Genomic DNA, 19,503 nt, shown 5'->3' on the forward strand with positions numbered 1-19,503 from the left:
ATGGCCCAACTCGGCTGGCTCGGCATCTTTCGTCTCGGTCTGGTCCAGACCGCGCTCGGCGCCATCGTGGTGCTGACCACGTCGACGCTGAATCGCGTCATGGTGGTCGAGTTGGCGCTGCCGGCAATGCTGCCGGGTGTGCTGGTCGCGCTGCACTACATGGTGCAGATGCTGCGCCCGCGCATGGGGCATGGCTCGGATGTCGGCGGGCGGCGCACACCCTGGATCATCGGTGGCATGGCGGTGCTCGCTGTTGGCGGCACGCTGGCCGCAGTCGCGACGGCCTGGATGGCGACCGAACAGGTGGCCGGCGTCGTGCTGGCGGTCTTTGCCTTCCTGCTGATCGGTGCCGGCGTCGGCTCGGCCGGCACGTCGCTGCTGGTGCTGCTCGCCAAGCGGGTCGATCCGACCCGTCGCGCCGCCGCGGCAACCGTGGTGTGGATGATGATGATCCTCGGTTTCGCACTGACGGCCGGCATTACCGGAAAACTGCTCGATCCCTTCACCACGCTGCGACTGGTGCAGGTCGTCGCAGCCACTTCGCTGATCGCCTTCGTCGTCGCGCTGCTGGCGGTACGCGGTGTCGAAGGCCGCCCGGAAGCATCCCGCGATGCGGCGTCACCCGACCCGACCGCTGCATCGTCCCGAAACCCCGAACTGTCCAGCACCCCCGGAAGCTCCACCCAAAGAACCCCATTTCGCGCTGCGCTCGCCCAGGTCTGGGGCGAGTCGCAAGCGCGTCTTTTTACGATATTCGTATTCGTATCGATGCTGGCCTACAGCGCGCAGGATCTGATACTCGAACCCTTCGCAGGAACGGTGTTCGGCTACACGCCCGGTGAATCCACCCAGCTCGCCGGGTTGCAGCATGGCGGCGTGTTCGCCGGCATGTTGCTGGTCGCCCTGATGGGCAGCGTATTCGGCGGTCGGCAGATCGGTTCGCTGAAGGTATGGACCGTCGGCGGCTGCATCGCTTCGGCGCTTGCGCTGTTCGGTCTGGCGGCCGGTGGTTTCATGAATGGCGCCTGGCCGCTGCGCGAAACGGTGTTTGCACTCGGCGTGGCCAATGGCGCCTTCGCCGTCGCCGCGATCGCGTCGATGATGAGTCTGGCTGGCGCCGGCGGTGCCGGACGCGAAGGCGTGCGAATGGGTCTGTGGGGGGCCGCGCAGGCGATCGCATTCGGCCTCGGCGGCTTTGCCGGCACCGTGGCGATCGACGTCACGCGCGCGTTCATCGAATCTCCGGGTTTTGCCTACGCGCTGGTGTTTGCCTGCGAAGGCGTGCTGTTCGTCGTATCTGCCGTCATGGCGCTGCGCATCGTCGCTGCGCCAGCGAGGCGTGCGGCGCGTGATCCTCTGGTGGCAGAACCGCCATTCATGTCCGGTATCGAAGGGAAGGCTTAGTCATGGCAAGCATGGAAAGTTTCGACGTGGTGGTGGTGGGCGGCGGACCTGCAGGTTCGACCGCAGCGACCGATCTCGCTCGTCTGGGTCACACGGTGCTGCTGCTCGATCGCGCCGGGCGCATCAAGCCCTGCGGCGGGGCGATTCCGCCGCGTCTGATCGAGGAATTCGCGATTCCCGACGAGCAACTGGTCGCCAAGGCGCGATCGGCGCGGATGATTTCGCCGTCAGGGCGCAAAGCTGACATGCCGATCGAGGGTGGATTTGTCGGCATGGTCGATCGCGAGCAGTTCGACGAATACCTGCGTTGCCGCGCCAGTCTGGCCGGTGCGCACCGCCGGACAGGCACTTTCGACCGGGTCGCACGCGACGACGACGGCCGGGCCATCGTTCATTTCCGCAGCGATGAGGCAGAAGGCGAAACGGTGGGGGTGCGTGCCCGCGCCATCATCGGCGCCGACGGCGCATTGTCTGCCGTCGGCCGCCAGTGCGTGCCCGGTGCCGACGAGGTGCCGTGCGTGTACGCGTATCACGAAATCGTCCGTTCGCCGAAGCAGGACTTCGACGGCAGCCGCTGCGACGTGTATTACCAGGGCCAGCTGTCGCCGGATTTCTACGGCTGGGTGTTTCCGCACGGTGACACGACCAGTATCGGCACCGGCACGGCGACCAAGGGCTTCTCGATCCGTCAGGGCACCACCGCGCTGCGTGAGGCAGCCGGTCTGGCCGGTGCCGAAACCATCCGCCGCGAAGGCGCCCCGATTCCGATGAAGCCGCTGCGCAAGTGGGACAACGGCCGCGATGTCGTGCTCGCAGGCGATGCAGCAGGCGTTGTGGCGCCGGCGTCCGGCGAGGGGCTGTATTACGCGATGACCGGCGGCCGGCTGGCTGCCGAAGCGGTCGACAGCTTTCTCGAAACAGGTGACGCGCGTGCGTTGGCAACGGCTCGCAAGCGTTTCATGAAGGCGCACGGCCGGGTGTTCATGATTCTCGGCATCATGCAGCGCTTCTGGTACGCCAGCGACAAGCGGCGCGAGCGCTTCGTCAGCATCTGTCGCGATCCGGACGTACAGCACCTGACGTGGCAGGCCTATATGCACAAGAAGCTGGTCAAGGCGAAGCCGATGGCGCATGCGCGCATCTTCTTCAAGGATCTGGCTCACTTGTGCGGCATCGTATCGCCGTGAACACGATCGCCGCCCCGCGCTGGCCGCCGGTGGTTGCGGCTGCTGTGGCGGCATTGCTGGTGGCCGGTCTGGGCGCGGCTGCAACCGATCTGAGCCCGTGGTACGAAGCCTTGCGCAAGCCGGCCTGGCAGCCGCCTGCCTGGCTGTTCGGCCCTGCCTGGACGCTGATTTTCGGTCTGGCCGCGATGGCGGGTGTGCTGGGATGGGTGCACGCACCCCACGCCAGTGCGCGGCGCCGGATGCTTTACCTGTTTGCGCTCAATGGCGGGCTCAATGTGTTGTGGAGCGCGCTGTTCTTCCATTTCAAGCGGCCCGACTGGGCGTTGTATGAAGTCGGCCTGCTCTGGCTGTCGGTGGCCTGGCTGGCGCTGCATCTCCACGCGTCGTCACACACGGCGGCCCGCCTTTTGTTGCCTTACCTCGCGTGGGTGGCATTCGCGGCAGCACTCAACTTTGCGGTGGTCGATCTGAATGCGCCATTCGTGGCAAATTGACCGGATCAATATCGATGTTTTCGATCGTTCATACACTCTGACATGTATTTTTTGATGAGTTACCGTAGCATACGAGGATGTGGTTTGACGAAGTAAGGGGCACCGTCTTGTCGGACATGACATCAGGCCGCCGGGCAGGCTGCGCAATGGCGCGCGCCGCATGCGGAAAACGCTGATGCAGTGTGCGGGTGTTTCTGTGCAGACTTCTGCAACCCGTCGATGTGACATGCCGTGCCCCCCGGTAGGCGCCGGGTTTTGCAATTCAAGCAGGTTCGCACGCTGTGCTTTGCGACTGCGTTCATCCGGTTCTGTACTATGAACAAGCTACCGAACGACCCGGGCGATCTGAGCGCATTCTCGGAGGTCGCCCCCGAACTGGCCGACATGCTGGTGTCGGTCACCAGTGACATCGCGCTCGTACTCGACGACAAGGGTTTCATCCGCAGCGTGGCGCTGGGCGGTGCGGAACCTGTCAGCGCGACCGCCAGCGAGTGGCTGGGCCGTCAGCTGGTGGATACAGTGACGCGCGACACCCGTCGCAAGGTCGAGGAATTGTTGCGCGAAGCCAATGTGGCCGGCGTGTCGCGCACGCGGCACATCAATCATCCTTCCGCTGCCGGTGCCGACATTCCGGTTGCCTACACGGCAGTGCGGCTCGGCCAGTCCGGCCCGCTGCTGGTCGCCGGGCGTGACCTGCGCGCGGTATCGGTCATGCAGCAACGCCTGGTCGACGCGCAGCAGTCGATGGAACGCGACTACTGGCGCATGCGCCAGGCGGAAACCCGCTATCGCCTGCTGTTCCAGATCGCAACCGACGCGGTCCTGATCATCGACGCCGACACCTTGCACGTGATCGACGCCAACCGCGCTGCGGCGCGCATGTTCGGATGCTCGGTGTAGGACATGCCGGGACGTCAGGCCACCGACGGGGTCGCGCCGGCGTCGCTCGGCGCGCTGGAAGAACTGCTCGGCACGGTACGCGTGTCGGGTCGCCCGGGCGAAGCCCATGTCACCCTTTCGGGACTTGGTGGCGCCATCCATGTATGGGTATCGCCGTTGCGTGGCGAAGGACAGAGCCTGCTACTGCTGCGTGCCACGCCCGATGGCAGTTCGCCGCTGACCGCACCCGACGACCCGTTGCTGCCGGAACTGATGCGCCTCACCCCGGACGCCATCGTGTTCACGAACGAACAGGGCATGTTGCTGAGCATGAACGCTGCGTTCGCCGAGCTGGTCAAGATTTCGGCTGACAGGGGTGTGCAGGGTCGTTCGCTCGGCGACTGGCTGGAACGCGACGGCGGTGGGTTCACGAATCTTCTCGCCAGCGTATGCCGCTCAGGCGTAAAACGCATGGGTGCGCGCCTGTGGGACGAGAAGGGCATGTCCACGGATATTGAACTGTCGGCCGTCTTGATCCATAACGGAGATTCGAACAGTATCGGTTTCATCATTCGCGCGGTGCAGCCGCGTGGCCCGGGTGCGCCGCACGCGGGCAGCGTGCACTGAACACCGCCCAGCCCGCGGTGGCGGGAGATCAGTGTTGAACGATCCGACATTCAGCCCGGCTTTCGGTCAGGCTGACCTGACCAATTGCGAACGCGAGCTCATCCACCTGGCCGGATCGATCCAGCCGCACGGTGTGCTGCTGGTCGTCCGCCGTGCGGATGGCCTGATTGTCCAGGCGAGCGACAACGTTGCCCGCTGGCTGGGCGTGGCCCACGATCAGCTGCTCGGCCGCACGCTCGATGCGCTGGGCGGCTCGCTTGCCCGGCGTGTCACCGAACTGGCGGACACGCTCGTTGCGGATGAACTGACCGCCTTTCACTGCGATATCGGTGGCACGGATTCGACTGCCGGGAGCGTGTTCGAGGGCATGGCACACCTCGGTCAGTCGGACACGGTAATCGTCGAACTGGAATCCGCCGAATCCGGTACCGAATCGATCGACCAGGAAGCGCAGACTCTGCTCGCGTCGTCGGTGCGGCGCTTCAGCGAGGCGCTCAGCATCGCCGCGTTGTCCGATGCCGTTGTTCAGTCGGTCCGCGACCTGACCGGGTACGACCGCGTGATGGTGTATCGCTTCGACGACGAGGGCCACGGCGAAATCGTCGCCGAGGCGCGTGAGGCGAAGCTTGATTCCCTGCTCGGCCACCGCTATCCGGCTACCGACATCCCTCAGCGGGCGCGCGAGCTCTATGTTCGCAACAGGGTGCGTGTGCTCGTCGATGCCAGCTACAAGCCGGCGGCCATACTGCCGCGCTGCCTGCCGGAAACCGGCGAAGAGCTCGACATGTCGAGTTGCCATCTGCGCAGCATGTCGCCGCTGCACATCCAGTATCTGCAGAACATGGGCGTGACCGCCACCCTCGTGGTGTCGCTCGTGCGCGAGGGCAAGCTGTGGGGGCTGATCGCCTGTCATCACTACTCGCCGCGGCACATCCGCTATGCGCAGCGTGCGGCGGTCGACCTGCTGGCCGAAGTGGTGTCCACCCGGATTGCCGCGATCGAGAACTACGTGCGCACCCAGGTCGATGTAATGGTGCGCAGCCTCGAACTGCGCCTGATCGAAGCCACCTCGACCGAAGGCGACTGGCGCCTTGCGCTGGTGCGCAACCCGCGCACCTTGCTGCAACCGCTCGATGCGAGTGGGGCCGCACTGTTCCATGAAGGTGAATTGCTGACTGTGGGCGACGTGCCGTCGACCGCCGAATTGCGTGCGCTGGCGCGCTGGGTTGCCGGCGAAATGCAACAGTCGCTGTTCAGCTGCGCGTCGGTCGCCCGCGTGCATCCGCCGCTGGCATGCCTGGCACCCGTGGTATGCGGTGTGCTTGCGATCGAACTGTCGTCGTCCGGCCAGGACTTCCTGATGTGGTTCCGGCGTGAACAGTCGGCCACGATCATCTGGGCGGGCGATCCCGCAAAACCCTTCGTCGACAACGATCCGCTCACGCTGTCGCCCCGGCGCTCCTTTGCCGCCTGGTCGGAAATCGTGCGCGGTACAGCGGCCTCGTGGAGCCGCGCCGATCTTGCACTTGCGCGTGCCATCGGTACGACGCTGCGCGACGTCATCCTGCAGACACAGGCCGTGAGCCTGTTGATCGCGCAGCACCAGCTCGATCGCTTCCGCGGTGCCGTAGAGACGTCGGACGAGCCGGTTCTGGTGGCGAATGCGCAGGGGCGCGTGCTGTTCCAGAGTGTGGCCTTCGCTGCGCTGTTCAATACCTCGCCGCCTCGCGTACGCGCACTCGACGACATGTGCGACCTGTTCGTCGTACCGGCCCAGGTGCGCGAAGTGATCGGCAACCTCATTCGCGAGCGCGACTCCTGGCGCGGCGAATGGCGACTGCGCGCCGGCGCGGGCCAGACCGTGGCGCTCGGGGTCAGGGCGGACACGATTCCCGGCGCCGGTGGATCGGTGCTGGGCTACATCATCATCTTCACCGACCTGACCGACACCAAGCGCACGGAAGCCGCGCGGCGGCATCTCGAACAGTCGCTCAGTGAAGCCGGACGTGCCGGCATCGGCCTTGATCCGGCGATGCCGCTGCGGCGTGAGCCCGATGAGGTGGTGGGCGCCATTCTGGCCAATGCGAGTGTCGCTGCCATGGAGCTGACCGACACCGCCGCTTCGATGCCGGTGGCGACGCTCATCGAGGAACTGGAAGCCTCTGCGACGCGCGCCGCCGCGCTGTACGGCAAGTTGCGCGCCTTCACGCGCGAGCACGGATAGTCCGGTCGGCGAACAACGCGGCTTAGCCGGGCATCGCCGCAGCCAGTTCGTCGAACATCGCGATGTGTCGCCGGAACCCGGATTGCGCCTCGGCGACCAGTGCGTCGATCCGCGCCGCATCCTGTGGCAGCGTGTCGAGTCCGTCGCGGTAGCGACGGATCAGACTGCCCACTTCGCCGTCGAACGCGTAAAAGCGCGTGCCCCGGCCATCCTGCAGCTGCAGTGCTCCGGACACAACACGCCCGAGCACCTGACCGCCGTGCAGATCTCCCAGATGGCGCACATAGGAGTGCGAGGCGAGCAGCGCTGGCTGTTCGACCGACAACGCCTTCAGGCGGGCCGCGTATTCGATCGCCGCTTTGGTGGGCAGGATGTCGTCTGACCAGCTGCTGCCATGCAGCGCGCACAGGTCATCGTGCAGCGCCGCGGTGCGCGGCAGTTCAGGCAGGCACAGCGGTGCAATGTCCGGTCGTCCGGCGTGCAGCGCGAGCCCGCTTTCGAGCGCGTCGTAGATCAGGTGAAGGCTGCGCAGCAGACTGCAGTAGGCGCGCGTCTCGATGCGGCCCTGCAGCAGCCGGGCCATCAGGCCGCTGCGTTCCGCATGCCGATGCAGCGGCGCGGTTTCAGTACGCAGGCGCGCTGCGAGACCTGCGGTGATGGAAGCTCCATGCATCCGGAAATGATAACGTGCGCGGCCGGCACAGTTGCGGAGGAAAAATGGCGGAGTGGATGTCCGATGGACGATTGATCGATCTGATCGTGGTGCTCGTGCTGATCGAGTGGCTGGCGTTCGCCGCCTGGCATCGCCACACCGGCAAGGGCTTGTCGGGCGGAAAGCTGCTGCCCAATCTCGCAGCCGGGCTGTGCCTGATGCTGGCGCTGCGCGCGGCATTGACCGACGCGTCGTGGATGTGGGTTGCGCTGTTCGTCGCGCTGTCAGGCGTGGCGCATGTCGCCGATCTGTGGTGCCGCTGGCCACGCCGGTCGGTCTGACCCGCGTGGCCGGCCTTTGGGTGCGACGGCCGGCGGGTGCCGGGCTGTCGCGGTCGGCTTACTCCTTGCCGACCTGCCAGACTTCGACCGCCTGCGACACGATGGCGCCGCTCTCGGTATCGACTTCCAGCTTCACTTCCTTGCCGTCCGCGGTCTTGATGTCGAATTCGTAGGACGCCTTGCCGTCCGGTTCGATCTCGTACTCGACTTCGACGATTTCGCCCGGCACCTTCTTCAGCGCGATTTCGCGTGCTTGCGCTTCGGTCACCTTGGCGCCCGAGAACTTCGCGTGGTCCTTGGTCACTTCCTCTTCGACTTCGACGATCTTGCCGGTCTTGCCGCTGCACTCGACGTCCCATGCCTTGCCGTCGGCGGTTTCGATGTCGAACTCGTACACGTGGCCTTCGCCTTCTTCCTTCTTCAACTCGACCTTGACGATGTTGCCGTCCTTGGCTTTCAGGGCAGCCTTCATGCATTTTTCAAAACCGGCGGCGGTTTTCGGCATGTCCGCGGCCTGGGTGATGCCGGCAAAGGCCAGCAGGGCGACGGCGAGTGCAGTCAGTTTCATGGTTTTCTCCTGAAGGATGGGTAAAGCCGGTCAGCATGTTGCGCTGCGACAATCGGAGTTTACCCACGGCCGGGAGGAATTCCCGGAGGCGTGGCGAAAATGGAAAAAATCCCGTAAAAAACGGGAAAGTTTCCCTGTATCAAAGAGGCTGATGTGGTCCATCAGTCGCTGTTGCGAAGCAGCAATCAATCGTGGCCGCGACCGTTGCCCTTGCCGTGACCGTGAGAGCCCTTGTCGGGTTTGCCGCCACGGCGGTCGTCATCATGGTCGTGACGATCCCCACGCCGGTCGTCATGGCGCGATGCGCCGCCGCGATTGCGTTCCCGCTCCTGGTAGCGCGGCACATAAACCGTGTTGTACCAGCTGTCCTGCACGAAATAAACCGGCCGGCCGCAGGCATCGTAGCGACCGCAGTGCTTGCGCCAGTTCTTTGCATGGCCCGGCGGAACATGCATGTAAACCGGCGGTGCAACCGCCGGTCCGCGCACGATGATCCGGGGCTCGGCGTAGATCAGACGCGGTCTCGGAAAGTCGCCGATATCGATATGGCCGTAGAAGCCCGGCTGTCCGATCGTGACCGACACGCCGACATCGGTCGCCCGGGCGGATGTGGCCGAAACCGCGAGTGCGGCAGCCAGCAATAACGTTTTCATGATGTGCAACTCCTTTTGTGATCGTGCTCTGTCAACGATCGTGCCGTCGCAAGGGCTGGCCGGCTTTTGTTAATCGCCTGCTTCGATTCGTAACCGAAGCGCGTACGCGGCTCGCGCGCTATGAGTACAGTGTGTTGTGTGCGCTCGCCGCAGGCTGTAGGACAAGATGAGGACGCCGTGCAACGCGCACTGACGCTGCAACCCGCAACACTTCGATACCTTTGCGCCAAAGTGTGTATCGGGCGCAAGTGTTGAATTTGTCGCTCATTGCTTCAGGCCCGAAGTCCGTACTCTCGGTTCATGCAGATTACGGATCAGAGGCTTTCATGAAACAACCGCTCATCAACACCCTTCGCACCTCGCTGGCCCTCGCGCTGATGGCTGCGCTGCCGGCACAGGCTGAACCCATTCTGGTTACCGGCTGGGCGTCGCCCGGGCCGACGGCCGTGGTCCGGATTACCAACACCGTTCCGGCCATCGATTCGCGGGTGTATGCCGGTGCGTTCGCGACGACCGAAAGCGGCAGCAATACGTTCGCGTCGTGGTGCATCGACATCTTCCAGCGCACACAGATCGGCACCACTGTGACCAATTTTTCGCAGGTCACCGGTGAAGCCTACTTCGGCACCCAGGCCACACGTTTCGACCAGCTCGGTCAGCTGGCGACGCTGGCCTACGCCGATGCGCTGAGCAGCGTCACCCACGCAGCGGCCTTCCAGCTCGCGATCTGGGAAATCACCAACGAAACCAGCGGTACGCTCAATGTCGGCGGCGGCAGCTTCAAGGCATCCAATGCCAATGACGCCATGGTGCTCGCACAAAGCTGGCTCGATGCATTGCCCGATGAGTCGCTCTACGGCTTCAACGTATGGGCGAGCAGCACCCACCAGGATCTGGTCGTGTTCGCAGCGCTTCCGCCGCGACTGCCGCAGCCCGCGCAGGGCGTTCCCGAACCGGGCAGTCTGGCGCTGGCCGCGCTGGGTTTCGGTGCGCTGTTTGCCGCCCGCCGTCGCAGGTCGTTCAGCGCTGCCGTCTGAAGCTGAACTGCGCCAGCGCGCGGGCGGTGTGCGAATGCTTGACGTGCGCCGCCTGCGCGACCAGCGCCTCCGGTGAGCCGGCGGTCACCACCTGACCGCCGCCGCCGCCGCCTTCCGGACCGAGGTCGATGATCCAGTCGGCTTCGGCCATCAGATCCAGGTCGTGTTCGATCACCACCACGCTGTGACCGGCATCGACCAGCCGGTGCAGCACCCCGATCAGTTTCGCGATATCGGCCATGTGCAGGCCGGTCGTCGGTTCGTCCAGCACATACAGCGTGTGCGGGTTGCCGCGCCCGCGCCGGGCGTTCGCCGGGTCCGTGGCATCGGCGGGTGACTTGGCCAGTTCCGTCACAAGCTTCATGCGCTGCGCCTCGCCGCCGGACAGCGTCGGGCTGTGCTGACCCAGCGTCAGATAGCCCAGCCCCACCTCCTGCATCAGCCTGAGCGTGGCCGACAGCGTGCGGTGCGCGGCAAAGAAATCCACCGCTTCGTCCACACTCATCGCCAGCACATCGGAAATCGACTTGCCGCGCCAGATGACCGCGCGCGTTTCGCTGTTGAAGCGCGCGCCGCCGCAGGCTTCGCATGGCACCCGCACGTCGGGCAGGAAGGACATTTCGATCTGGCGCAGTCCCTGGCCTTCGCACAGCGTGCACCGGCCGGGGCCGGTGTTGAATGAAAAGCGCGCGGCCGTGAAGCCGCGCTCGCGCGCATCCTGAGTTTCGGCGTAGATCCTGCGGATGCCGTCCCAGAAGCCGATGTAGGTCGCCGGGCAGGAACGCGGCGTCTTGCCGATGGGTGTCTGGTCCACCTCCAGCACGCGGCCGAGCGCGCCCCAGCCCTCGATGTCCGCGCAGCCGATGCAGTGGCCGTCGTGGCCGGCCAGTTTCGCCGCCACATTGTCGCGCAGCACGTCGCGCGCGAGCGACGACTTGCCGGACCCTGACACACCCGTCATCACGACCAGCCGGCCCAGCGGCACGCGCACGTCCATGCCCTTGAGGTTGTGCAGCGTCGCTGCACGTACGACGAGCGAAGGCGTGTCGTCATCGACCGGACGCCGCGGCACGAAGCTGTGCGGCAGCGGGCGCGCGAGATACTGGCCGGTGATCGATTTCGGCTGCTGCGCGAGCACCGATGAATGGCCCTGCGCGATCACTTCTCCGCCCAGCCGGCCGGCGCCCGGCCCGAGGTCTATGACGTGATCGGCGCGCAGGATCGTGTCTTCGTCGTGTTCGACCACCAGCAGCGTGTTGCCCTTGTCGCGCAGCTTCACCAGCGTGTCCAGCAGCACCTGGTTGTCGCGCGGGTGCAGGCCGATGGTCGGTTCATCGAGCACGTAACACACGCCGCGCAGGTTCGAGCCGAGCTGGGCGGCCAGCCGGATGCGCTGTGCTTCGCCGCCGGACAGCGTGGGTGCGGCACGGTCCAGCGACAGATAACCCAGGCCGACTTCGCCCAGGAAACGCAGCCGGCTGTTCAGTTCACTGACCACATCGCGCGCAATGTCGGCGTCCCGTCCCGCCAGCGTCCAGTGGCCGATCGCCGCCGACAAGGTGCTGACAGGCTGCGCCGTGAGCTGCGCGATCGACTGGCCGAACAGCTTCACATGGCGCGCCACCGGGTTCAGCCGTTCGCCGTCGCAGGCCGGACAGGCTTCCGGTTCGTCCTGCTGCCACTCGTTCCAGGTCGCTTCTTCGCCCGTCTGCTCGGCGTCGAAACCGGTCAGCTTCAGCCCGGTGCCCATGCACTTCGCACACCAGCCATGCTTCGAATTGAACGAGAACAGCCGCGGGTCGAGTTCCGCGAAACCGGTGCCGCAGCTCGGGCAGGCACGCTGGGTCGAATACACCTCGACGGTCGGTGCCGGCGCGTCCGGCTCGCCCAGTCGGTCCAGCGGCGCCAGCAGGTGCAGCACGCCCTTGCCGTGTTCGAGCGACTGGCGCACCGCGTCGCGCAGCGTCTTTTCGTCGCGCTCGCTGACCACGAAGTCGCGGATCGGCAGTTCTATCGTGTGTTCCTTGAAGCGATCCAGCCGCGGCCAGGGCGAGGTCGGCAGGAATTCGCCATCCACCCTCAGGTGGGTGTGGCCGTGTGATTTCGCCCAGCGCGCCAGTTCGGTGTAGTAACCCTTGCGGCTGATCACCAGCGGCGCCAGCAGGCCGATGTGCTGGCCGCGCCGCTCGCGCAGGATGCGCGCCACCATGGCGTCCTCGGACTGCGGCGCGATCGCGCAGCCGCAGTCCGGGCAGTGCTGCACGCCCAGCTTCACGTACATCAGGCGCAGGAAGTGATAGATCTCGGTCTGCGTCGCCACCGTGCTCTTGCGCCCGCCGCGGCTGGTGCGCTGGGCGATCGCCACGGCCGGCGGAATGCCGAATACGCCGTCGACGTCCGGCTTGCTTTCCGGCTGCACGAACTGGCGCGCGTAGGCATTCAGCGATTCGAGATAGCGACGCTGGCCTTCGCCGAAAACGATGTCGAAGGCCAGCGTGGACTTGCCCGAGCCGGACACGCCGGTCACCACGGTGAAGCGGTCGCGCGGAATGTCGACTTCGATGTTCTTCAGATTGTGCTCGCGCGCGCGATGAACAACGATGCTGTGGGCGGCACGGGCGCGCAGGGCGCTGTGCGCGGCATCGGTCGGGTTGATCATCGGCACATCGCGCACGCCGGGCCCGAAGGTGTCGGTGATGCGATATTCGGCGAGCGCCCGCCCGGTGTGCGAGGCGGCGCAGGAGACGATCTGCGCCGGCGTGCCTTCGAACACGAGCTGGCCGCCGTCCTCGCCGGCCTCCGGGCCGAGGTCGATCAACCAGTCGGCGGCGGCGATCACGTCCAGATTGTGTTCGATCACCAGCACCGTGTGGCCGGCATCCAGCAGTTTCGAGAAGGCGCCGAGCAGTCGCGCGATGTCATCGAAGTGCAGGCCGGTGGTCGGCTCGTCGAGCAGGAACAGCTTGCTGCCCGCGGCCTTGTTCTTCTTCGTCGTCGCGGCCTCGGCGAGGAAGCCGGCCAGCTTCAGCCGCTGCGCCTCACCGCCGGACAGCGTCGGCACCGGTTGGCCCAGCGTCACGTAGTCGAGGCCGACATCGACCAGCGCCTGCAGGCCGGCCATCGCGCTGTCCGCGTAGCGACGGAGTTTGGGTTCAAGGTCGGCGAGGTCGCGCAGCCAGTCCAGCGCATCGTGCACCGTCATCGCCAGCAGGTCGGAAATGCTGCGGCCGTCGAGCGTGATTTCGCGCACCTCGGCGCGGTAGCGCGTGCCGTTGCAGTCGGCGCAGCGCAGATACACGTCGGACAGGAACTGCATTTCGACGTGCTCGAAGCCGGTGCCGCCGCAGGTCGCGCAGCGCCCCTTGCCGGCGTTGAACGAGAAGGTGCCTGCGGTATAGCCGCGCTGCTTCGCCTCGGCCTGCAGTGCGAACAGTTCGCGCATCGGGTCGAAGGCGCCCACGTGCGTGACCGGATTCGAGCGCGCGCTCTTGCCGATGGCGGACTGGTCCACCATCACCACGTCGGCGATCTGTCCGACCCCTTCCAGCGCGTCGTGCTCGCCCGCGCTTTCGGTCGGCCGGCCGAAGTGCTTCAGCAGCGCCGGATACAGCACATCCTGGATCAGCGTGGACTTGCCCGAACCGGATACGCCAGTCACGGCGACCAGATGGCCGAGCGGGATCGCAATGTCGATCCGCTTCAGGTTGTGCGCCCGGGCGCCGACCAGCCTGAGCGTCGGGCCGGTGGTCTTCACCGCCCGCCGGGTGGTGAGCGCGGCATCGACCGTGCGGCGGCCGGCAAGGTAATCGGCGGTCAGCGTGTTGGCGGTCGCGATACCGGCCGGCGGGCCGTCGAACACCACTTCGCCGCCGCGCGAGCCGGCGCCCGGGCCGATGTCGAGCAGGCGGTCGGCGTGGCGCATGATCTGCGGATCGTGCTCGACCACGACCAGCGTGTTGCCGGCGTCCTTCAGGCGCCTCATCACGCCGATCACGCGTTCCATGTCGCGCGGGTGCAGGCCGATCGACGGCTCGTCGAGCACGAACAGCGTATTCACCAGCGAAGTGCCGAGTGCCGTCGTGAGGTTGATGCGCTGCACCTCGCCGCCGGACAGCGTGCGCGACTGGCGGTCGAGATTCAGGTAGCCGAGCCCGACGGTGCACAGATAGCCGAGCCGGGTGCGGATTTCCGCCAGCAGCTCTGCGGTCGCGGTATCGAGCGGCGGTGGCAGCTGCAGCGCATCCATCATCGCGCGCAGCCGGGAGGCCGGCCACTGCATCACGTCGTGGATGCCGTGCCCTTCGATCTTCCACAGCGCGGCGTCGGGCTTGAGCCGGCTGCCGCCGCAGGCGGTGCACGGGGTGTAGGCGCGGTAGCGCGACAGCAACACCCGGATGTGCATCTTGTAGGCCTTGGTTTCCAGCCACTCGAAGAAATGGCGCACGCCGTACCAGGTGCCCGGCCACGACTTCTGCCAGGTCTTCCACTTCACATCGCCTTCGAGCACCCAGCGGCGATGTTCGGCGCTCAGTTCGGCGAACGGCACGTCCATCGGCACGCCGTGTTTCGCCGCCATCTTTTCCAGGTCGGTCTGGCATTCGTTGTACGACTCGGTCTGCCACGGCTTGATCGCGCCACCGGCGAGCGTCTTGCGCTCGTCCGGAACGACCAGTCCGAAGTCGATCCCGATGACGCGCCCGAAACCACGGCAGGTTTCACAGGCGCCGAGCGGCGAGTTGAACGAGAAGTGCGCCGGCAGCGCCGGGCTGTAGGCGATGTCGCAGTCGGCGCAGTGCAGGCGGTTGGAGAACGCCCAGCGCGCGGCGGTGGCACCTTCGGCATCGAGCACCTGTACATGCATGACGCCCTGACCGAGTCGCAGAGCGGCTTCGACCGCCTCGGCCGCGCGCGCACCTGCGGCGCTCGCCGCGCGAAAGCGGTCCTGCACCACCTGCAGCGTGCTGCCGTCGCGCGCGTGAATGCGCGTGTAGCCCTGACGCTCCAGCCAGCCCTGGATTTCCGCGTCGCTGAAATTGTCCGGCACGGCGACCGGTGCGGTGATCACCAGGCGCGGGTCGCCCGCTTCGGCCGCGCGGGCGGCGATCTGCCGCGCGATGTCGTCGGCCGACTGTTCATGTACCGGCTGGCCGCAGCCGCGGCAGTGCAATGTGGCGATGCGCGCGAACAGCAGCTTCAGGTGATCGTTCAGTTCGGTCATCGTGCCGACCGTCGAACGCGACGTGCGCACCTGGTTGCTCTGGTCGATGGCGATGGCCGGTGGCACGCCGGAGATCGAATCGACCTGCGGCGCATCCATGCGGTCGAGGAACTGGCGCGCGTACGGCGAGAAGGTTTCGACGTAGCGCCGCTGGCCTTCGGCGTACAGCGTGTCGAACACCAGCGAGGACTTGCCGGAACCGGATACGCCGGTCACCACGGTCAGCAGGCCGAGCGGGAAATCGACGTCGATGTTCTTCAGGTTGTTCTGCCGCACACCGCGCAGGCGGATGGCGTCGTTCGGCGCGAGGCCGACGGGTCGATAACTTGGGTGCGTCACGGGCGGGCGGTCTGGCGGAAGAGGTTTTCAGGTTGAAGGGTATCAGCGCTCGGGGCAGCGCAGCAGCCGCGCGTCTGCGTCAGTGGCTCACGGACGCAGGAAAGCCGGCAGTCGGTCCGCGTCGCCCTTCCAGAACGGCATTTTTTTCGCCGCTTCGATGTCGGCGTCCAGCCATTCGACCGGAATAGCGTAGCGCTTCTCGCCCGGCGTGCTGGAGATGAAGGCGAGCAGGCCGATCAGTTCGCCTTCGTTGTTGAACAGTCCGCCGCCGCTGTCGCCGACCACGAAGGGCACGCTGGTTTCGATCACCGCGCCGCCATCCATCGGGTGCACAGCGCTCACTTCACCGATCATCAGGCGGACGTCGTTGCCGTAGGCGCCGCTGAAGGCCAGCAGGCGGTCACCGGTCTTCAGGTCGGTACTGCGCGCAAGTTTCGCCGCCGGGGCCGCGAGGCCGGGTGCGGCCAGCACGCACAGATCGCGTGCGCGGTCCTGCCGGGCGAGCGTGGCCGGTGAAGCAACGTACTTGTAGCTCACCTTGATTTCGGTTGCGCCCTCGACCACGTGGCAGGCGGTCGCCACGCGTTCACCCGGCAGCACGACGCCGCTGCCGACCGACACCGACCCGTCGGGCTGAGTGGCCAGTATGCGCATTGTGGTCTGGATGGCCGTGGCGATGCCCTGGGCCAAAGCCCCCGTGCTGCATGTCAGGCAGGCGAGAAGGATGATCAGAATCTTCATGGCAACTCCACTGGGTTCGGTGTGTCTCGGACTTGAGGGGCTGCGCTTGGTTGCACCGGGGTGGCATTCTGTGCCGTACAGAATGGTATGGTCGGAGCGGATTTCAGTTCGGGAGAGCAGGCATGCGGATGTCGATCAATGTCCAGATTCTGGTGGGCGCAGCCGCAGGCGTGGCGCTCGGCATGCTGCTGGGCGCGCTGCCGGCGGATGCGGCACTGCGCGTGCAGGGGCTGTACGTCGCGTCGCTCGTCGGCGGGCTGTTCATCGCATTGCTGAAGATGGTGCTGGTACCGCTGGTGTTCGCGTCCATCGTGGTCGGCATTGCCGGCCTGCGCAGGCAGCAGAACATGCAGTGCGTGTGGGTGACCACCTTGCTGTTCTATGGGGCCACACTCGCCATTGCAGTGTTGCTGGGGCTGCTGGCGGCCAACATCTTCCGGCCCGGCGCCGACATGCAGGTTGAAATGTTCGCCGATGCGATGGCGGCCTTCGAAGCGAAGCGGCTGCCGTTTCCGGAGTTCCTGACGCAATTCGTCACCGGCCTGTTCCAGAATCCATTTGCCTCGCTGGCCCAGGGGGCGATCGTGCCGCTGGTGGTGTTTGCATTGATCCTCGGCGTGGCGCTGGTGCAGGGTGGTGAGCGCTACGCGACGATCAACCGGCTGATGGAAGAGATGCTTGACCTGTCGCTGAAACTCGTCGGCTGGGTCATGGTGCTGGCACCGTATGGAGTCGCTGCGCTGCTCGCGCGCCTCATCGCCACGCAGGATGTGGCCCTGCTCGGCACCATGCCGACCTTCGTGCTGGTCGTGCTCGGCACCACGCTGTTCCACGGCGTTGTCGTGCTGCCCGGCCTGCTGTGGCTGATTGCCCGCGTCAGCCCGCTGGCGCTGTGGCGCGGCGGGCGCGAATCGCTGATCACCGCCTTTGCGACCAGTTCCAGCGCCGCCACCATGCCGATCACGCTGCGCGTGGTCGAGAAGAACTTCGGTGTGCGACCGGCCACGGCGGGTTTCGTGGTGCCGATCGGCACCACGATGAACATGGATGGTACGGCGCTGTACGAGGCGGCAGCGGCGCTGTTCATCGCCAACCTGGTCGGCATCGAACTGAGTCTGGGCCAGCAGGTCGTCGTGTGTTTCATGTCGATGCTGGCTGCCGTCGGTGCGCCCGGCATCCCGAGCGCCGGCATGGTGACGATGGCCATGGTGCTGCAGTCGGTCGGTCTGCCGGTGGAGGCGATCGCCATCCTGCTGCCGATCGACCGCCTGCTCGATGCGGTGCGCACGACGGTGAATGTTGAAGGCGACATCGTCGGCAGCATCGTCGTCGAAGCCCTCAACCCGCCGACGGCCGATGCAACGGCCGTGGTGCACCAGCAAACCCTGCCGACCCGGACCTGAGCGCATGTCGATGGATTCGCCTCCCGCCCCCGTCCCCAACCCCGAAACCCGGGTCGATGCTCCGGCATCGCGCCTGCGCATCGACCCGACGTTGCAGTTCATGCTGATGATCGGTGTCGCGGTGCTGGCAGCCGCGCTCGCCTATGCGCTCAGCAGCCCGCGCAATCCGCTCGCCTGGCAGTGGGGCGTACTGGCCGGCCTCGCCGGCTTCGGCGCAACCGCGATCGGTGCGGCACCGGCCCTGGGTCTTCGTTCGCTCGGTCAGCGGGGTGAGGACATCCTGCTCGGCTTCGGCGCCGGCATGATGCTGGCGGCTTCGTCGTTCTCGCTCATCCTGCCCGGGCTGGACGCGGGCGAGTCGCTGACCGGATCGCGCGCGCTGGGTGCGGCGGTGGTCGTCACCGGCATGGCGATCGGCGTCTGGCTGATGATGGTGCTCGACGCGCTGACGCCGCATGAGCATGCGCATTGCGGCACGTGCGGGCCGGAAACCCGCATGGGACGCGTGTGGCTGTTCGTCAACGCGATCGCGCTGCACAACCTGCCGGAAGGCATGGCGATGGGCGTGTCCTTCGCGCAGGCCGACATGTCAGTCGGGCTGCCGCTGTCGACCGCCATTGCGATTCAGGATATTCCGGAGGGCCTGGCCGTTGCGGTGGCACTGCGGGGGGTGGGCATGTCGCCGTGGAAGGCGGTGGGCATTGCAGCGCTGAGCGGTTTCATGGAGCCGCTCGGCGCGCTGATCGGTCTGGGTCTGTCGAGCAGCTTCGAACTGTTCTATCCGGGCGGCCTCGGGCTGGCTGCCGGCGCGATGATTTTCGTCGTGTCACACGAGGTGATACCGGAAACCCATCGCAACGGCCATCAACGGGCCGCCACGCTGGGGCTGATGGCCGGTTTCATGGTGATGATGGTGCTGGATACCACCCTGGGCTGACCCACTGCCGGCTCACTGCACCGTGCACGAGGCGTCCGCGTCGCTGCCCAGACCGGTGCTGCCGCCCAGCCCGCCCGGCCCGGGACGTGCCGCGGTAGACGACGGCAGGACCTTGTCCAGCCCGGGGTTCTCCGACAGCGTTGCCGGCGCGCTGTCCTTGCTCGATACGACACCAGCCTGACCGACCTCGAAGGTTTTGGATCCGGCATCGTTCTTCACTTCGATGCTGCCTTCCTCGACGTCGAACACCAGCGCCGGTTCGCCCGGCTTGCGGTCCTTGGCTTCTTCCAGCGCCTTGATGCAGGCCGGGTCTTCCTTTTCGGCTTCGTCGCACAGCAGCATGCCGAAGCGCGTGCCGCGGATGCCGATGGTCGCGGTGACCGTGCTGGCGCGGTAGCCTTCGCGGTTGCGTTTGCCGATGAGCCCGGTCACGGCGCGCAGGCCGCCCTTGAGCAGGCTGTACAGCAGGCTGTCCTTTTCCGGTTTGGCTTCGTCGAAGGCGAAGCCGTCGATCTTCACCTTGCTGCGCGGGCGCAGCGCCAGCGACGAGCCATCACCGAATTCGATCCGTGCCACCGTGCTCTTTTCGGTCGTGATCACGTCGCCGTTGTAGATCGACGAATCGCGTCCGAGGATGCGCGTCTTGTTGTCGGGCGTCTGCACGTACATCGTGCCCGACACATAGCTGACGCGACCGGCGGTGGGTACCGGCGTGGCCTGCGGATCTTCGGCCTGGGCCAACGGCACCATGACGAGTGCTGCGGCGAGCGTGCTGAGGTGACGTGCGTAAGACATGACA

General features: G+C 66.1%; 16 protein-coding genes. 10 read left to right on the forward strand and 6 right to left on the reverse strand.

Translation table 11 applies throughout. The annotated features are described in order from the left end of the window. From BSY238_RS12235 to BSY238_RS12255, 6 genes are all read left to right on the forward strand, one after another. Positions 1-1,404 (forward strand): BCD family MFS transporter, encoded by a 1,404-nt coding sequence (locus tag BSY238_RS12235; RefSeq protein WP_069039384.1) that lies wholly within the window; start codon positions 1-3, stop codon positions 1,402-1,404. A 2-nt stretch (positions 1,405-1,406) separates the two neighbouring features. Next, a complete protein-coding gene (locus BSY238_RS12240; RefSeq protein WP_223300119.1) occupies positions 1,407-2,591 on the forward strand; it encodes a geranylgeranyl diphosphate reductase in 1,185 nt (394 codons plus the stop codon). Beyond that, the gene (locus tag BSY238_RS12245) at positions 2,588-3,085 is read left to right on the forward strand and encodes a TspO/MBR family protein (protein WP_069039385.1); all 498 of its coding nucleotides are present in this window, start codon (positions 2,588-2,590) and stop codon (positions 3,083-3,085) included. Before BSY238_RS12240 ends, BSY238_RS12245 begins: the two co-directional genes overlap by 4 nt. A gap of 315 nt (positions 3,086-3,400) precedes the next feature. After that, positions 3,401-3,985, forward strand: coding sequence for a PAS domain-containing protein (locus BSY238_RS18795; RefSeq protein WP_223300120.1), 585 nt, complete (start codon positions 3,401-3,403; stop codon positions 3,983-3,985). Positions 3,986-3,988: 3 nt separating this feature from the next. Then, a complete protein-coding gene (locus BSY238_RS18800; RefSeq protein WP_223300121.1) occupies positions 3,989-4,591 on the forward strand; it encodes a PAS domain-containing protein in 603 nt (200 codons plus the stop codon). 34 nt (positions 4,592-4,625) lie between these two features. Then, positions 4,626-6,815 carry a GAF domain-containing protein gene (locus BSY238_RS12255; RefSeq protein ID WP_069039386.1) on the forward strand — a complete coding sequence of 730 codons (2,190 nt, stop codon included), beginning with the start codon at positions 4,626-4,628 and terminating at the stop codon, positions 6,813-6,815. A gap of 22 nt (positions 6,816-6,837) precedes the next feature. On the opposite strand, the gene BSY238_RS12260 is transcribed toward BSY238_RS12255, so the two are convergent. Then, entirely contained in the window at positions 6,838-7,488 is a 651-nt protein-coding gene (locus BSY238_RS12260; RefSeq protein WP_069039387.1) for a biliverdin-producing heme oxygenase, read from the reverse strand. A 44-nt stretch (positions 7,489-7,532) separates the two neighbouring features. Between BSY238_RS12260 and BSY238_RS12265 the strand changes: the two genes are divergently transcribed. Continuing rightward, positions 7,533-7,808, forward strand: coding sequence for a hypothetical protein (locus BSY238_RS12265; protein ID WP_069039388.1), 276 nt, complete (start codon positions 7,533-7,535; stop codon positions 7,806-7,808). Between the two features lie 58 nt (positions 7,809-7,866). On the opposite strand, the gene BSY238_RS12270 is transcribed toward BSY238_RS12265, so the two are convergent. Together BSY238_RS12270 and BSY238_RS12275 are read right to left on the reverse strand one after the other, a co-directional pair. After that, positions 7,867-8,376 carry a PepSY domain-containing protein gene (locus BSY238_RS12270; protein WP_069039389.1) on the reverse strand — a complete coding sequence of 170 codons (510 nt, stop codon included), beginning with the start codon at positions 8,374-8,376 and terminating at the stop codon, positions 7,867-7,869. A gap of 185 nt (positions 8,377-8,561) precedes the next feature. Further along, positions 8,562-9,029 carry a hypothetical protein gene (locus BSY238_RS12275; protein WP_069039390.1) on the reverse strand — a complete coding sequence of 156 codons (468 nt, stop codon included), beginning with the start codon at positions 9,027-9,029 and terminating at the stop codon, positions 8,562-8,564. Between the two features lie 326 nt (positions 9,030-9,355). Here BSY238_RS12275 and BSY238_RS12280 point away from each other — a divergent pair, with 326 nt between their 5' ends. Further along, positions 9,356-10,066 carry a PEP-CTERM sorting domain-containing protein gene (locus tag BSY238_RS12280; RefSeq protein WP_069039391.1) on the forward strand — a complete coding sequence of 237 codons (711 nt, stop codon included), beginning with the start codon at positions 9,356-9,358 and terminating at the stop codon, positions 10,064-10,066. Here BSY238_RS12280 and uvrA read toward each other — a convergent pair. Together uvrA and BSY238_RS12290 are read right to left on the reverse strand one after the other, a co-directional pair. After that, on the reverse strand, positions 10,050-15,623 hold the full coding sequence (uvrA, locus tag BSY238_RS12285; RefSeq protein ID WP_083224041.1) for an excinuclease ABC subunit UvrA: 5,574 nt from the start codon (positions 15,621-15,623) through the stop codon (positions 10,050-10,052). The genes BSY238_RS12280 and uvrA overlap by 17 nt on opposite strands. Positions 15,624-15,710: 87 nt before the next feature. Next, complete coding sequence (locus BSY238_RS12290) at positions 15,711-16,364, reverse strand: S1 family peptidase (RefSeq protein ID WP_069039392.1); 654 nt, start codon at positions 16,362-16,364, stop codon at positions 15,711-15,713. 122 nt (positions 16,365-16,486) lie between these two features. Here BSY238_RS12290 and BSY238_RS12295 point away from each other — a divergent pair, with 122 nt between their 5' ends. After that, complete coding sequence (locus BSY238_RS12295; protein WP_069039393.1) at positions 16,487-17,767, forward strand: dicarboxylate/amino acid:cation symporter; 1,281 nt, start codon at positions 16,487-16,489, stop codon at positions 17,765-17,767. A 10-nt stretch (positions 17,768-17,777) separates the two neighbouring features. Then, positions 17,778-18,704, forward strand: coding sequence for a ZIP family metal transporter (locus BSY238_RS12300; protein WP_083224149.1), 927 nt, complete (start codon positions 17,778-17,780; stop codon positions 18,702-18,704). A 12-nt stretch (positions 18,705-18,716) separates the two neighbouring features. Here BSY238_RS12300 and BSY238_RS12305 read toward each other — a convergent pair whose 3' ends face one another. Further along, the gene (locus tag BSY238_RS12305; RefSeq protein ID WP_083224042.1) at positions 18,717-19,499 is read right to left on the reverse strand and encodes a FecR family protein; all 783 of its coding nucleotides are present in this window, start codon (positions 19,497-19,499) and stop codon (positions 18,717-18,719) included. Between the last annotated feature and the right edge of the window lie 4 nt (positions 19,500-19,503).

Origin of the sequence: Methyloversatilis sp. RAC08, assembly GCF_001713355.1 — a bacterium.
Lineage (GTDB): Bacteria > Pseudomonadota > Gammaproteobacteria > Burkholderiales > Rhodocyclaceae > Methyloversatilis.